The 14,946-nt window shown below is 69.3% G+C and carries 16 protein-coding genes; 6 read left to right on the top strand and 10 right to left on the bottom strand.

The features are described from left to right. Nucleotides 1-6 precede the first annotated feature (6 nt). The 4 genes from ACLBW1_RS09365 to ACLBW1_RS09380 all read right to left on the bottom strand — a co-directional run bounded on the left by ACLBW1_RS09365 (nt 7) and on the right by ACLBW1_RS09380 (nt 3,349). Nucleotides 7-216 carry a hypothetical protein gene (locus ACLBW1_RS09365; RefSeq protein ID WP_447811561.1) on the bottom strand — a complete coding sequence of 70 codons (210 nt, stop codon included), beginning with the start codon at nt 214-216 and terminating at the stop codon, nt 7-9. A gap of 155 nt (nt 217-371) precedes the next feature. Next, nucleotides 372-923 carry a YceI family protein gene (locus ACLBW1_RS09370; protein WP_447811562.1) on the bottom strand — a complete coding sequence of 184 codons (552 nt, stop codon included), beginning with the start codon at nt 921-923 and terminating at the stop codon, nt 372-374. Between the two features lie 127 nt (nt 924-1,050). Then, entirely contained in the window at nt 1,051-1,704 is a 654-nt protein-coding gene (locus tag ACLBW1_RS09375) for an NUDIX hydrolase (protein WP_447811563.1), read from the bottom strand. A 49-nt stretch (nt 1,705-1,753) separates the two neighbouring features. Beyond that, nucleotides 1,754-3,349: an AMP-binding protein gene (locus ACLBW1_RS09380; protein ID WP_447811564.1), complete on the bottom strand. Its 1,596-nt coding sequence runs from the start codon at nt 3,347-3,349 to the stop codon at nt 1,754-1,756. A 166-nt stretch (nt 3,350-3,515) separates the two neighbouring features. Here ACLBW1_RS09380 and ACLBW1_RS09385 point away from each other — a divergent pair, with 166 nt between their 5' ends. Next, nucleotides 3,516-4,001 carry a MarR family winged helix-turn-helix transcriptional regulator gene (locus ACLBW1_RS09385; protein ID WP_447811565.1) on the top strand — a complete coding sequence of 162 codons (486 nt, stop codon included), beginning with the start codon at nt 3,516-3,518 and terminating at the stop codon, nt 3,999-4,001. An 11-nt stretch (nt 4,002-4,012) separates the two neighbouring features. Here ACLBW1_RS09385 and ACLBW1_RS09390 read toward each other — a convergent pair whose 3' ends face one another. Further along, on the bottom strand, nt 4,013-4,474 hold the full coding sequence (locus ACLBW1_RS09390; protein WP_447811566.1) for a DoxX family protein: 462 nt from the start codon (nt 4,472-4,474) through the stop codon (nt 4,013-4,015). Nucleotides 4,475-4,576: 102 nt separating this feature from the next. Then, nucleotides 4,577-4,939, bottom strand: a complete 363-nt coding sequence (locus ACLBW1_RS09395) for a TraR/DksA family transcriptional regulator (protein WP_447811567.1) — start codon at nt 4,937-4,939, stop codon at nt 4,577-4,579. A gap of 180 nt (nt 4,940-5,119) precedes the next feature. Between ACLBW1_RS09395 and ACLBW1_RS09400 the strand changes: the two genes are divergently transcribed. Further along, on the top strand, nt 5,120-6,331 hold the full coding sequence (locus tag ACLBW1_RS09400; RefSeq protein ID WP_447811568.1) for an acyl-CoA dehydrogenase family protein: 1,212 nt from the start codon (nt 5,120-5,122) through the stop codon (nt 6,329-6,331). A 7-nt stretch (nt 6,332-6,338) separates the two neighbouring features. Here the strand turns inward: ACLBW1_RS09400 and ACLBW1_RS09405 are convergent, their stop codons facing one another. Then, a complete protein-coding gene (locus ACLBW1_RS09405; protein WP_447811569.1) occupies nt 6,339-7,130 on the bottom strand; it encodes an HpcH/HpaI aldolase family protein in 792 nt (263 codons plus the stop codon). Nucleotides 7,131-7,239: 109 nt separating this feature from the next. On the opposite strand from ACLBW1_RS09405, the gene ACLBW1_RS09410 reads away from it, so the two are divergent. From ACLBW1_RS09410 to cysC, 4 genes are all read left to right on the top strand, one after another. Continuing rightward, entirely contained in the window at nt 7,240-7,725 is a 486-nt protein-coding gene (locus ACLBW1_RS09410; RefSeq protein ID WP_447811570.1) for a DUF309 domain-containing protein, read from the top strand. Between the two features lie 67 nt (nt 7,726-7,792). Then, nucleotides 7,793-8,611 (top strand): trehalose 2-sulfotransferase, encoded by an 819-nt coding sequence (gene stf0 / locus ACLBW1_RS09415; RefSeq protein ID WP_447811571.1) that lies wholly within the window; start codon nt 7,793-7,795, stop codon nt 8,609-8,611. Next, on the top strand, nt 8,608-9,537 hold the full coding sequence (gene cysD / locus ACLBW1_RS09420) for a sulfate adenylyltransferase subunit CysD (RefSeq protein ID WP_447811572.1): 930 nt from the start codon (nt 8,608-8,610) through the stop codon (nt 9,535-9,537). Before stf0 ends, cysD begins: the two co-directional genes overlap by 4 nt. Beyond that, entirely contained in the window at nt 9,537-11,411 is a 1,875-nt protein-coding gene (gene cysC / locus ACLBW1_RS09425) for an adenylyl-sulfate kinase (protein ID WP_447811573.1), read from the top strand. Before cysD ends, cysC begins: the two co-directional genes overlap by 1 nt. A 21-nt stretch (nt 11,412-11,432) precedes the next feature. Here the strand turns inward: cysC and ACLBW1_RS09430 are convergent, their stop codons facing one another. From ACLBW1_RS09430 to ACLBW1_RS09440, 3 genes are read right to left on the bottom strand one after another with little or no spacing between them, the layout of a single operon-like run. After that, nucleotides 11,433-13,061, bottom strand: coding sequence for a dipeptide ABC transporter ATP-binding protein (locus ACLBW1_RS09430; protein ID WP_447811574.1), 1,629 nt, complete (start codon nt 13,059-13,061; stop codon nt 11,433-11,435). Further along, nucleotides 13,058-13,951 (bottom strand): ABC transporter permease, encoded by an 894-nt coding sequence (locus ACLBW1_RS09435; RefSeq protein ID WP_447811575.1) that lies wholly within the window; start codon nt 13,949-13,951, stop codon nt 13,058-13,060. Before ACLBW1_RS09435 ends, ACLBW1_RS09430 begins: the two co-directional genes overlap by 4 nt. After that, on the bottom strand, nt 13,944-14,942 hold the full coding sequence (locus ACLBW1_RS09440; protein WP_447811576.1) for an ABC transporter permease: 999 nt from the start codon (nt 14,940-14,942) through the stop codon (nt 13,944-13,946). The genes ACLBW1_RS09435 and ACLBW1_RS09440 overlap by 8 nt, the downstream gene beginning before the upstream one ends. Nucleotides 14,943-14,946 lie beyond the last annotated feature (4 nt).

Below are 14,946 nucleotides of genomic sequence, written 5' to 3' on the forward strand. Positions count from 1 at the left end.
CGTCGATCAGCGTCGGAACCAGAGCTGGTCGTAGGCGGCGCGGCACGCCGCGCGTTCCAATTCCCTGCGATTGCGCCGGCGCAGCTGGTGTTCCACCCGCTCCGCGTCGGTCAGCCTGGTGGACGCGCGACGCGGGCGCAGGAACCGCGCGAGCACCGACCGGCGATCGGGGACCTGCGAGACGCGTGGCGCCCAGGCGACATGCAACGTGGTCATCATCTTCCTCCAATCGGTGAGTGCGGTAATCACTTTCACCGATGAAGGTAGGCGGCCCGGTCGCCGTCGTCACCTGAATTAATTGCCCCGGAAAAGGATTGGCGCGGTCACCCTCGCGTCTGCGAAGATGACCGCGCCTACCGTGGCTGCCGGGATCAGGCGGCCTTGAGCGCCTCGATCTCGAGGGTGATGGTGATCTTGTCGCCGACCACGGCGCCACCGGTCTCCAGCGGCATGTCGATGTCGATGCCGAAGTCCTTGCGGTTCAACTCGACCGAGGCTTCGAAGCCCGCGACCTCACCCTGTCCCATGCCGGGGTTGACGCCGTTGAACTCCAGGTCGAGATCGACCGACTTGGTGACGCCCTTCAGGGTGAAGTCACCGGTGAGCACGTAGTCGCCGCCCTTCTTCGCCACGGACTTCGAGACGAAGGTGGCGGTGGGGTGGGTGTCGGCGTCGAAGAAGTCGGCGGACTTGATGTGGCCGTCGCGCTGCTCGTTCTTGGTGTTGATCGAGGTGACATCGATCTCGGCGGTGACCGACGGGGTGCCGTCCTCGGCGATGGTGATCGCGCCACTGAAGGTGTCGAAGGTGCCCCGCACCTTGCTGACGACCAGGTGGCGGACCGAGAAGGCGATGGCCGAGTGGACGGGGTCGATATTCCAGGTGCCCGCGGCGAGATCGGTGGTGGTGATGGTGTCGGCCATGAGGTTTCTCCTACAGGGATGGTGTGAACCGGGGCGGTTCGCGTTGCTGACATCCATTTAACCGGACCACGGTCCGGATGTATTCCACCGGGGAGCACATACGTGGTGAACATCTGGTTTCCGCAGGTCAGCGCCAGGCGAACACCGGCTGCTCGAGCTCGTCCACCCGGGTGTGGCGTCCGGCGAGGACCACCTCGGCGAACTGGTAGATCACCGCCGCGGTCGGCGCATGCACCAGCGCACCCACGATCGGCAGCTGGATCACCGGGCGCGGCGACTCCGGAATCGAGATGAACCGCGGCTCCACCGCCACCTCGTCCATCGGGATGAAGAACAGTGTCGCGACCTCGTCGACGTTCAGTGAGGTCACACGGTCGGGTCCGGCCCACACCACGATCGGTGCCATCACATATCCCGACCGCGTGGGGTAGTCGTCGAGCCGCCCGAGGACGTCGTCCCGGCCGACGTTCACGCCGATCTCCTCGTGCAGTTCCCGCAACCCGGCGTCGACGTCGTCCTCACCGGGATCGAGACGCCCACCGGGCAACGCGTACTGACCGGGGTGTTCCCGCATCCGATCGGGACGTTTGGTCAGCCAGATCCCGTGGACGCCGTCGACGGAGGTGACCGCGATGACCACCGCCGCCCGGCGCGTGTTCGGCGGATCGACGCGGGTGAACGGCAACGACGTGAGGCGGTCGGCGATGCGGGCGCGCACGGCCGAGTCGTCGCCGGTGAGATCGATGGGGGTCCCGCTGCTGTCCACCGTCGCGTCACCCATCACACCACTGTCCAACGCCGCCGCACGGCGCTCACGTCCGGGGTGGATGTCAGACCCGGCGGCCCTGGCCCTCCCAGAACGGGGCACGCAGTTCGCGCTTGAGGATCTTGCCGCTGGGGTTGCGCGGGAGTGCGTCGATCACGTCGACCGTGCGCGGGCACTTGTATCCGGCCAGGCGGGTGCGACAGAACGCGATGACCTGTTCGGCGTCGATGGGCTCCGACACCGCGACCACCGCCTTCACCGATTCACCCCACCGCTCGTCGGGGACTCCGATCACGGCCGCGTCGGTGACCGCCGGGTGCTCCATCAGCACCCGTTCGACCTCGGGTCCGTAGACGTTCTCACCGCCGGTGATGATCATGTCCTTGATCCGGTCGTCGACGAACACATACCCGTCGGCGTCCATGCGACCGATGTCGCCGGTGCGCAGCCAACCCTGCGCGGTGATGGTCTCCGCGGTGGCGTCGGGCCGGTTGAGGTATCCGGTCATGGCATGCGCTGTGCGCAGCCAGATCTCGCCCTCCTCGCCCGGGGCCATGTCCTCGCCGGTCACCACGTCGACCACGCGGATCTCGACGCCGGGCAGCGCGGTGCCGACCGATACGAGCAGGTGTTCACGCGCGGGATCCCGATGCACCTCCGGACGTAGGACCGTGGCCACGCCCGCGATCTCCGTCTGCCCGTACACCTGGACGAAGTCGATGTGCGGCCACGCGTTCAACGCCCGCTGCAACAGGGGCAGCGGCATCGGGGCCGCGCCGTATCCGACGAACTTGAGCTTGCCGAACGCGCCGATGGCACCGTCGCCCGCGGCGAGGAAACCGGCGAGCACCGGCGGCACGAAGAAGGCGTGCGTGGCACCGGCCATGAAGGCGCCGACCAGCGACGCGGCGTCGGGCTCGCGGGTCATGATGCTCGGGACCCCCGCGCGGATCCCGATGAACGCGTACGAGATCCCGCCGACGTGGAACAGCGGCATCGCCACGAGGCTGATGTCGCCTGCGGCGTAGGGGAACACGTCGCTGTTGTCGACGGTGTGGGTGATCAGTGCATGTTGATCGAGGACCACGCCCTTGGGTCGGCCGGTGGTGCCGGAGCTGTAGATGACCAGCAGCGCATCGGTGTCGGTGACGTCGGCACCGGCCGAGGTCGGCTCCCCCGAGGCCAGGAAGGCCTCGTAGTCGTCGGCCCCTTCACCAGTGTCCCCGCCGACGATCAGCGTGCGCGTGACCGCGGTGTCGCGGTCGGCGACCGCCCCGACCGACTCGGCGAACTCGGCACCCGCGATCACCAGCGTCGAGCCGCTGTCGACGAGGACGTGGACGAGTTCGTCGCCGGCCTGGCGCCAGTTGACGATCGCGACGGCGGCGCCGAGCGCGGCGACGGCAAAGGTGACCTCGAGGCACGCCGGGTGGTTCTTGTCGACGAACGCGACGGTGTCACCGCGCCCGATGCCCGCCGACGCCAACGCCCCGGTCAGTCGCCGGATCCGCAGATCCCACTGCTCCCACGTCCACGAGGTCTCGCCGTAGGTGATGGCGGTGGCGTCGGGACGTTCCTGCGCCCACCGCGTGACGAAGTCCGTGAGCAGCCCCCGGCCGTCGGTGACGGTCTGCGGGCCCGGGTCGAGATCGGCGGTCATCGGAACTCCTATGCCTGGTGTCGAATGACCGCGAGTGTAACGGCGATCACACCCGGCTTCCGCGGAATCGGACACGCGACCATCGAGGCCTCACCCCGAACCGGCCGTTCAGATCGCAAGTCGGTTCTGCGACGGCGTTTTTGGCGCCTGCAGTACGCTCCCCAGCATGGCCGACCCCACCCCGGAGGATTCCACACGCTGGCTCGACAGCGAGGAGCTCGACGCGTGGATGGCACTCACCACCGTGATGATGCGGCTCCCCGGCGCACTGAGCCGCCAGCTCCAGCGCGACTCCGGTCTCACCCATTTCGAGTACCTGGTCCTGGGCGGACTGTCCGATGCGCCCGAGCGCACGCTGCGGATGAGCGAGCTCGCCGAGTTCACGCAGTCGCAACTGCCGCGGCTGTCTCAGGTGGCCGCGCGTATGGAGGGACGGGGATGGCTCGTGCGCCGTCCCGACCCGGCCGATGGTCGCTCCACACTCGCGGAGCTGACCGATGCCGGGATGGCCGTGGTGGTCGACGCCGCCCCCGGTCACGTCGATGCCGTCCGGCGCCTCGTCCTGGACCCGCTCACCGCGACCCAGATCCGCCACCTCCGCGAGATCGGCACACGACTACGGGCAAGCCTCGACGCCGAACAGCGCGGCTGAGCCCGGTCTCGTCAGCGGGCGTCGACCCGCGCGCGTGCCGGGCCGGCGGCCGGGCGGACCCACGGCAGCCGATCACCGAGGGCGGCGTCGACGCTGAAACGTCCGGCTCCCACCGCGGCGATGACGAGTGCGGCCGCGCCGAGTCCGAGCACCAGCTCGTAGCCGCCGTCGGAGATCCAGATGCCGTTGCCGATGTGGGCGATGAAGTAGGCGCCGAGCATGTCCGCGACCAGCAGGAGACCGACGATCGGCGTCAACACGCCGGCGATGAGGGCGACCCCTCCGAGGATCTCGATCCACGTCGCGAGGAACGCCGAGACGCCCGGGACGGGAGCGCCCATCCCGGCGAAGGCCGTCTTGGTCCCGGAGTATCCCCAGACGTCGAACTTCTGCAGTCCGTGCGCGAGGAACACGACGCCGACGCCGACTCGGGCGATCAGGAGGGCGACATCGCGGGGCAGGGTGGTGGTCATGGGTGGGCCTTTCGCGGGCGGTCGAGCAGGGGGACGCATCAGTTCACTTCATGCGTGAAGCAAAAGTATCAGCAGTTCACTTCACGCTGCAAGTAAATGCGGTCACCACCGCGATCGATGACGCCGGGAGGCACAGCTGATGCAGACCCCGGTGGCCGGCAGCGCCTCGAGTCGCACCTCTGCGATGTCGCGGCCGCAGTCGAGGCACTGCCCGAAGGTGCCGGCCTCGAGACGTGCCAGCGCCGCGTCGACCTCGGCGACGCGCTGAGTCGACCGTTCGATCTGGGCGACGAGCTGTCCTCGTTCGAACGCCAGCGTCGAACCCTCCGGATCGTGTTCGTCATCGGCGTGTTCGTCGATCGACGCGTCGACGACCGCTGCGAGACGGGCACGCATCGAGTCGATGAGCGCCGATGCCTCCGCGCGTTCGGCGTCGAGCAGACCGCGTGCCATCCCGGGATCCATGGGCGAACGGTACGGCGCGCCCCCGACACCGCCGATGGGAGAAGGTCACAGCGCGCCGGGGTCTGCCGACGGGCAACGACCGGTCTTGCGTCGATCTCTCGGCGCGCCACGACCCCCGACCCTAGAGTCGAGGAGATCGCGTCACTCCGCGCCGATCCTCACCTGTACGAAAGGCGTTCGATGACGTTCTCGCTGGCTCTGACCGACGACCACATCACGCTTCGCGACTGGGCGCACGAGTTCGCCGAGAAGACGATCCGGCCCGCCGCGGCGGAGTACGACGAGAGCGAGGAGACGCCGTGGCCGGTGCTGCAGGAGGCAGCCAAGGCGGGGCTCTACGGGTTCGAGATCATGTCGAACCTGCGCGAGGACGAGAGCGGCCAGAGCTTCCCGATCCTCACCGAGGAACTCTTCTGGGGTGACGGCGGCATCGGTCTGGCGATCATGGGCACGGGCCTGGCCGCGGCCGGGATCGCCGCGGCGGGAACGGTGGAGCAGATCATCGAGTGGGTCCCCCGCTGCTACGGCACCGCCGACGAGGTGAAGGTCGCCGGGTTCTGTTCCTCGGAACCCGAGGCCGGTTCCGACGTGGCGAACATGCGCACCACCGCCAAGTACGACGAGGCCTCCGACGAGTGGGTGATCTCCGGACAGAAGGCCTGGGTGACCAACGGCGGTATCGCCGACGTGCTGGTGGTACAGGCCGTCGTCGAGCCCGGCCTCGGCTCCCGTGGACAGGCGGCGTTCGTGCTCACGTCCGACACCGCGGGCATCGCCTCGCCGAAGAAGCTGCGCAAGCACGGATTGCACGCCTCGAACACCGCCGACATCTTCTTCGACGACGTCCGCGTGCCCGGCAGCGCGCTGCTCGGCGGTAAGGAGAAGCTCGACGCGAAGATCGCTCGTGCGAAGGAGGGTCGCAAGACCGGCGCCCAGGCCGCGATGGCGACGTTCGAGACAACGCGCCCCACCGTGGGCGCGATGGCGATCGGCGTGGCTCGAGCCGCGTACGAGTACGCCCTCGAGTACTCGAAGGATCGCGTGGTGTTCGGCAAGCCGATCATCGAGAACCAGGCGATCTCGTTCCTGTTGGCCGACATGGCCACCGAGATCGACGCGGCACGACTGCTGGTGCGCCGCGCCGCCTGGATGGGTGCGGCGAAGCAGCCGTTCGCCGCGGCCGAGGGATCGATGAGCAAGCTCAAGGCCGGCCGCGTCGCGGTGTGGTCGACCGAGCGCGCGATCCAGATTCTGGGCGGTGTCGGCTACACCCGCGAGTACCCGGTGGAGCGGATGCACCGCGACGCCAAGATCTTCGACATCTTCGAGGGCACCGAGCAGATCCAGCAGCTCGTGATCGCCCGCGCCATCTCGGGCGTGCGACTGACCTGAGAACGGTTCAGCGCGAGACGGTCTCGGCGTCCCGGACGCCGGCCCGCGCGGCGTGCAGGTGGGTGGCCGCGGCGACCTCGAGGTGCGTGAGGTCGTTGGCGATGCAGACGAAGGTGTAACCGCGGTCGATCCGCAGTGCCGCGGTGGCGCCGTCGGGGGCGTGGATACCCGCCGCGACCCCGTGGCGTCGCGCGGCGTCGGCGACGGTGGTCAACGCCTGCTCGTACACCTCGCCGATCGACGGGTCGTACGGGTAAGCGCCGCCCAGCGCGATCGACAGATCGGACGGACCGACGTAGACGCCGTCGAGACCGTCCACGGCACAGATGGATTCGATGTTCTCGAGCGATTCGAGGGTCTCGATCATCGCGATCACGACCGTCGCCTCGTTGGCCTCGGCAGGGCGCGGCCCGATCCGCAGCGCCGACCGTGCCGGCCCGTAGGAGCGCACACCGAGCGGGGCGTAGCGGGTCGCGGCGACCGCGTGCACCGCGTCGGCCGCGGTGTTCACCATCGGCACGATCACGCCGACGGCGCCGGCGTCGAGTGCGCGTTCGATGAGACGTTCGGAGTTCTCCCCGACGCGGACGAGTCCGACGGCGGTGCGACCGGCGTCGATCGCCATCATGCCGTTGAGGATGCCCGCGTAGCCCATCATCCCGTGCTGCTCGTCGAGGCAGACGAAGTCGTAGCCGACGCGTGCGATGCGCTCGGTGGCCGGCGGCGCGTCGAGCGTCACCCAGTATCCGATCGACTCGTCGCGCGCCCGGATGGTGCGTGCGAATGTGATGGCGTCCATGTGTGAGCCCTTCTGTTGCCTGGCTCTCACCCTGTCGTCGCGGCAACCGGGGCGTCAACGGCGATGTGACCGAAAATAATGCAATTTAGTGTCGTGGCAGGGTGGACCGATGACAGGTGTGAGCGGCGACCGACGGGACAGGGACCCCGACGGCCGCCCACGCAACGCCCGACCCCGCGACGGGCTGGGGCGGCCGCTCCCCCGCGGCGCCCAGGGGGTGCCGCGAGCGCCCGAGGGTGTCGTGCGCACGGTGGACGAGACCCTGAACGAGGCGCAGCACCTCCTCGACACCGGTCGACCCTTCCACGCCCACGAGGTGTTCGAAGACGCCTGGAAGGCCGCTCGCGATCGAGGTGACACCGATACCGAGCTGTGGAAGGCTCTCGCGCAGTGGGCCGTCGGGCTCACCCATCGGATGCGGGGACGTCCCGTGGGTTCACGACGCCTCTTCGACCGATCGGTGACCGGCCTGGAACGGTATTCGTCGCAGCCGCCGCACGGCATCGACGTCGCCGGGCTCATCGCCTTCGCGCGCGATCCGGACGACGGCCCCCCGCCCCCCCTGCGGCGTCGGGCAGCGACCGACAACCCTTAGGCGCACGCTGAGCCAAAAGTCCTGCTGCACAGCGGCCCCAGGGCCACGCGGTCGCTAAGATCCATCGGTGACCAGCACTCCACGCGCCTACCTGGTGCTCGCGACCCAACGCAGCGGGAGCACGCTGCTCGTGGAGTCGCTGCGCGCCACCGGACAGGCCGGGCACCCCGAGGAGTTCTTCCAGTACCTGCCCCACAGCGACCTCGCCCCGCAACCGCGCGAGTGGTTCGCCGATGTCACCGACGAGTCGATCCTGCGGTTGCTCGACCCGCTCGAACCCGGGACCCCGCAGACCGAGACCGCGCAGGAGTGGGCCGAGCGGATCCGCACAGCCGGCGCCACCGACAACGGGGTCTGGGGCGGCAAGCTGATGTGGAACCAGACGCCGCTGCTCACCGCGCACGCCGCGGGCCTGCCGAACCGCTCGGGTACCGATCTGCTTTCGGCGATCGAGGACCTGCTCGGCCCCGACGTGGTGTACGTCCACGTGTATCGCGACGACATCGCCGCGCAGGCGGTCTCGATGTGGCGGGCCGTGCAGACGCGCGTCTGGCGCGGCGCCGCCGATCCCGAGGTCGACGCCCGCGCCGAGTACCACGCGGGTGGCATCGCGCACCTGCACCAGATCCTCGCCGAGCAGGAACGCAGTTGGCGGCGCTGGTTCGTCGAGGCCGACATCTCCCCCATCGAGATCGACTACCGACGACTGGCGCACGACACCACCGCCGAGGTGGCCCGGGTGCTCGAGGCGTTGGACCTCGATCCGGCGCTGGCTCCCCCACCGGCACTGCAACGACAGGCCAATGCGCGATCGTCGGACTGGATAGCCCGATACCAGCGCGACACCCACGGCACCGACCCCCTCGAGAAAGGAGCGTCCACATGACCGTGCCCACGCTCACCGACGACACCACCCACGTCGACGAACTACGCGCCCTGGAGGCCGAGTCGGTCCACATCATCCGCGAGGTGGTGGCCGAACTCGAACGCCCCGTGCTGCTGTTCTCCGCGGGCAAGGACTCGATCGTCCTGCTGCGGCTGGCCGAGAAAGCCTTTCGGCCCTCCCCGCTACCCTTCCCCGTGCTTCACGTCGACACCGGCCACAACTTCGGCGAGGTCATCGAGTTCCGCGACCGCCGCCTCGGCGACGCCGGACACACCCTCGTGGTGGGTTCGGTGCAGGAGTCGATCGACTCTGGGCGCGCCCAGGAGATCGGGGGCCCCAACGCCTCTCGCAACCGACTGCAGACCCGCACCCTGCTCGACGCGCTGGAGGCAGGACGCTACGACGCCGCGTTCGGCGGCGCACGTCGTGACGAGGAGCGTGCCCGCGCGAAGGAGCGGGTGCTCAGCTTCCGCGACGAGTTCGGCCAATGGGACCCGCGCGCACAGCGACCCGAGCCGTGGTCGCTCTACAACGGGCGCATCCGTCGGGGCGAGCAGGTACGGGTGTTCCCGCTGAGCAACTGGACCGAACTCGACATCTGGCGCTACATCGAACTCGAGGGGCTCGAGCTGCCGTCGATCTACTTCGCGCACGAGCGCGAGGTGTTCGAGCGCGACGGGATCCTGCTCGCCACATCGGAGTTCACCACGCCCGGCGAGTCGGAGAGCGCCGCGGTGGAGTGGGTCCGCTACCGCACCGTGGGCGACCTCACCATCACCGGCGCGGTGCGCTCGCACGCCACCGACATCGCGGGCGTGATCGCCGAGATCTCTGCGGCCACGGTGTCCGAACGCGGGGAGACCCGCGCCGATGACCGCACGTCGATCGCGGCGATGGAAGACCGCAAACGCGAAGGATACTTCTGATGAGCACCCACACCCACCGCCAACTGCTGCGTCTGGCCACCGCCGGCTCGGTCGACGACGGCAAGTCGACACTCATCGGTCGCCTCATGTTCGACACCGACAGCCTGCCGCTCGACCACATCGAGGCGGTCCTCAAAGACGGGGTCCCCGATCTCGCGGCGCTGTCGGACGGTCTGCGCGCCGAGCAGGAGCAGGGCATCACCATCGATGTCGCCTATCGCTTCTTCTCCACCGAGACCCGCAACTACATCCTCGCCGACACCCCCGGCCACGAGCGCTACACGCGCAACATGTTCACCGGTGCATCCACCGCACACGTCGCGATCCTGTTGGTCGACGCGAGCGCCGGTGTGCTGCGCCAGACGCGTCGGCACGCGCGGATCGCGACCCTCCTCAACGTGAAACACCTCGTCGCCGCGGTCAACAAGATCGACCTGATCGACTTCGACGAAGCGCGGTTCTCCGAGCTGGAGACCGAGTTGCGCGCGCTGGCCGACCGTCTCGGCGCCGACGACCTGACCGTGATCCCGCTGGCGGCCAAAGCCGGCGACAACGTGGTGCACCGGTCGGCGAACACACCCTGGTACACCGGGCCCACCCTGCTCGAACACCTCGAGTCGATCGAACTGGTCGCACCGTCGGCGCAGTCGACCGAACTACGGTTGCCGGTGCAGTGGGTGTCGCGGCCGGTGGGCACCGAGCGTCGTCGCTACACGGGCCGGCTGTCGGCGGGCACCCTCGCCGTGGGCGATCCGATCGTGGCGCTGCCGTCGGGATCACGCAGCACGGTCACCGCGCTCGACACCCTCGACGACGACCGGGATGTCGCGGTCGCCCCACTGTCGGTGGCGGTGCAGCTCGCCGACGACATCGACATCGGCCGCGGCGATGTGCTCGTCAGCGGCGACGACGCCGCACATGTGCCCGTGCTCGCCCGCGAACTCGACGCCACCGTCTGCTGGTTCGGCGAGACCCCGTTGCGGGCCGGGGACCGGTTGTCGCTCAAGCACACCGCGACCACCGTGCGCGCCACCGTGCAGGGCTTGTCGTCGCGACTGGATCCCGAGACCCTCGACTCCCAGGACAGCCCGGTCGAGTTGGCGCTCAACGACATCGGTGTGGTGACGCTGCGCACCAGCTCGATCGTGGTGGCCGACCCCTACATCGGCAACCGCGATGCCGGCGCGTTCATCCTCATCGACGAGACCACCAACGACACCGTCGGCGCGGGCACCATCCTCGACGCCCGCGAGGTGAAGCCCGGCGCCCAGGTCCGCAAGGACGTGAAGTGGCATCCGTCGGCCCTCAATCGGGCGCACCGCTGGGGTGCCACCGGCCAGTCCGGCGCGACGGTGTGGCTCACCGGGCTCCCGGCGTCGGGCAAGTCGACCGTCGCGGTGGCGCTCGAGCGAGCGCTCGTCGAATCCGGCCGCACCGCGTACCTTCTCGACGGCGACAACGTGCGGCACGGCCTGTCGGACGATCTCGGGTTCACCCCGGGTGACCGGGCGGAGAACATCCGCCGGGTCGGGCACCTGACCCGCCTGCTCGCCGATGCGGGTGTCGTCGCCATCGCGTCGCTGGTGTCGCCGCTCGAATCCGATCGGGCCATCGCCCGTGCTCTCAACGACGCGGCCGATCTGCCGTTCGTCGAGGTCGCGGTCTCGACCCCGCTCGCCGAGTGTGAACGTCGCGACCCCAAGGGGCTCTACGCCCGCGCCCGTGCAGGGGAACTGAAGGGCCTCACCGGGATCGATGCGCCGTATGAGGCACCACTGAACCCGGATCTCACCATCGACACCACCGACGCCGACATCGACGACCTGGTGCGTCAGATCCTCGCCGTCCTCGACGAGGTCGCCCCCCGCCCCTGACCCCCGTCGATCGGGCACTCATCAGCGTCGATCGGGCACTTCCACTCGTCGATCGGGCACATGACCCCGCCCGGGGACCGCGTCGCGCAGTTCGGCCGTGTACGGATGCGAGGGCGAGTCAAACACCGATGCGGCGTCGCCGTGTTCGACGATGCGCCCCGCCCGCATCACCGCGACCTCGTCGCTGATCTGCCGCACCACGGCCAGATCGTGGGAGATGAACAGGTAGGTCAGACCGAGGTCGCGCTGCAGGTCGTCGAGCAGCTGCAGGATCGTCGCCTGCACCGAGACGTCCAGTGCGGACACGGGTTCGTCGAGGATCACCAGATCGGGTTCGAGCGCCAGCGCCCGTGCGATCGCGACCCGCTGACGCTGTCCCCCCGAGAGTCGGGCCGGCCGACGGTCTGCGACGTCGCCCGGGAGCGACACGCTCGCGAGGAGTTCGGCGACCCGCGTCCGACGGCCGGATCGGTCGCCGACACCGAAGGCTCGCAACGGTTCGGCGATCGTGTCACCGACCGACAGGCTCGGATCGAGCGACAGGTACGGGTTCTGGTGCACGAACTGGACTCGACGGCGGAATACCCGTAGCTGATTTCCGCGTGCTCTGCTGATGTCGGCGCCGTCGAAGTGCACGGATCCGGTGGTCGGCGTCTCGAGTCGAGCGGCGATGCGGGCGGTGGTGGACTTGCCCGAGCCGCTCTCGCCCACCAGCGACACCGTCTGCCCGCGCCGGATCTCGAGGGACACACCGTCGACGGCGACGAGTTCCTCGCCTCCGGCCCGGAAGGTCTTGCCGACCTCCTGCAGCGACAGCAGCGGCGACCCGTCCACCCGCGGCGGCGTCCGACGGGTCCGCGGCTGCGACAGGCTGGGCGCGGCGGCCAGTAGGTGGCGGGTGTACTCGTGCTCCGGCGAGGCGAGGATCTGCGCCGTCGGCCCGTCCTCGACGATGACCCCGTCACGCAGCACCACGATGCGATCGGCCCGGTCGGCCGCGACCCCGAGGTCGTGCGTGATGAACAGGACTGCGGCGCCGGTGGAGTCGACGCGCTCGTCGAGGTGATCGAGGATCCGCTTCTGCACGGTCACGTCGAGTGCGCTGGTGGGCTCGTCGGCGATCACGAGCTGGGGTGAACAGGCGAGCGCGATGCCGATGAGGACGCGTTGGCGTTGCCCGCCGGACAGTTCCGATGGATGCTGCCGAGCGCGGACGGCGGGGCGATCGATGCCCGCCTCGTCGAGGATGCGGACCGCTTCGAGGGCGGCGGTGCGCCGCGTGGCACGACCGTGGATGCGGAGGATCTCGGCCACCTGGTCGCCGATGCGCCGCACCGGGTTCAGCGACGACGTCGGATCCTGGGGTACGACACCGATGTGCGCGCCGCGAAGTCTCTCCAGTCGACGGGGAGGTGCGGAGTCGATGCGCTCGCCATCGAACCGGATCTCGCCTCTGGTCACCTCGCCGCCGGGAGGCAGGAGCCCGACCACGGCGTGCGCCAGAGTGGTCTTCCCCGAACCGGATTCGCCGACCAGTGCGACCACCTCGCCTCGGTCGACGGTGAGATCGACCCCGTGCACCACCTCGGTGTCCCCATAGGCGATCCGCAGCCCGTTGATCTCCAGCAACAACTCGCGCTCGCGCGTCACGATCGACGGTCCTGGACGGCGCGACCGAGCCGATGCGCGCTGAGCACCACCGCGATGATCACCAGGCCGGGCACCGTGGTCAGCCACCATGCCGTCGCCAGGTAGTTGCGACCCTCCGACACCAGCGAACCCCATTCCGGTGTCGGCGGTTTCGCACCGTAGCCGAGGAAGCTCAGCGCCGACACCGCGAGAACAGCCATCCCGAACTGGACCGCGGCCAAGCCGATCACCGGCGCGTAGGAGTTGCGCAGGATGTGGTGCACCAGCACACGAGGCCACCGCGATCCGACCGCGAACGCCGCCTCCACGTAGGGAGCGCGGCGCACCCGCAGCACCTCCGACCGCATGACCCGGGCGAAACTGGCGACCATCGTGACACCGACGGCGATGGCCACGTTGATCGTGCCGAACCCGAGCGCGGTGACCAGGGCGAGCGACAACAGCAGCAGCGGGATCGACAGCAGTACATCGACGATGCGCATCAACAGTGCGTCGACGGGTCCGCCGATCGCGCCGGCGAGCAGGCCCACGATCGAGCCCGCGACCAAGGCGATGCCGACGGCGAGCAGCGTGGCGGTCAGCGACAGCTGCGATCCGTGCACCACGCGGGTGTACACGTCGCGACCGATGTTGTCGGTGCCGAACCAGTGGGAAAGGCTCGGGGGCTGCAACTTCTCACGCGGGGTGCCGGTGAGCGGGTCGCCACTCGCGAACAGCGACGGCACCGCTGCCCATCCGATGACGATGAGGACCACGAGCCCCGACAGCGCCACCGACACGCGGCCACCCCACTGCGACAACACGAATCGCCGCACGACGGGGCGTGCTGCACCCGTCGCCGGCGCCGGCTCGTCGAGTCGAGGCGATTCGATCACCAGATGGTCAGACATGGGCTTCCTCCGATGTCGCCTCGGCCTTCGGGGCGGTGGACGCGCGACGGCTTCGCCTGCCCTCGACGATCCGGGGATCGATGAACGGGTACACGATGTCGACGGCCAGGGTGACGATCACGTACACCAGCGACGTCAGCACGACGACACCCTGCACCACCGGGATGTCCTGCGACAGCACCGATGTCTGCGTCAGCCGACCGACCCCGGCTCGTGCGAACACGGTCTCGACCACCACCGATCCGGCCAGCAGTTCGCCGACGAGCACTCCGGCGATGGTCAGCGTCGGAACGGTGGCGAGCCGGAACACGTGTCGGGTGTGGATGTACCAGCGCGACGCCCCCTTGGTCGCCGCGACCTCGACGAACGGTTCGCGCCACGTGGAGATCAGCGAGTTGGCCAGCACCTGCGCGATCACCGCCCCGGTGGGGATGGCCAGGGTGATGGCCGGCAACACCACCGCGGCCGGGGTGCGGTCGCCGAACGCCGGGAACACCGGGAGTCCGAACGAGAAGCACTGCAGCAGGATCAGTCCCACCCAGAAGGTCGGCACGGCCACGCCGAGCGGCGGCAGCGACAACAACAGGGTCCGCAGCCAGCGGACGCGGGTGTAGACGCCGAGGAACGCGAGCAGTCCGCCACCTCCGACGGCCAGCGCCAGCGCCGTCACCGCGAGCGCCAGGGTGCTGGGGATCGCCGCGGCGATGGCGCCGGTCACCGTCTGCCCGGTCGAGATGGAGAACCCGAGGTCGCCGCGCACGGCGTGGGTGAGCGCGGTCCAGTACTGCTCCCACACGGGTTGGTCGAGTCCGTAACGGGACTGCAGTTCGGCGATGGCCGCCTTGTCGACCGGGGTGCCCGCGCCCCCGCCCTCGGCGGCCAGGCTCACCGGATCCGACGGCAGCAGGAACAACACGACGAACGACACCGTGAACGCCGCCCACAGCACACCGATCGCCTGTAGCACCCGCAGGGTCAGATAGCGGACCATGTCA

Source organism: Williamsia sp. M5A3_1d, from assembly GCF_053345315.1.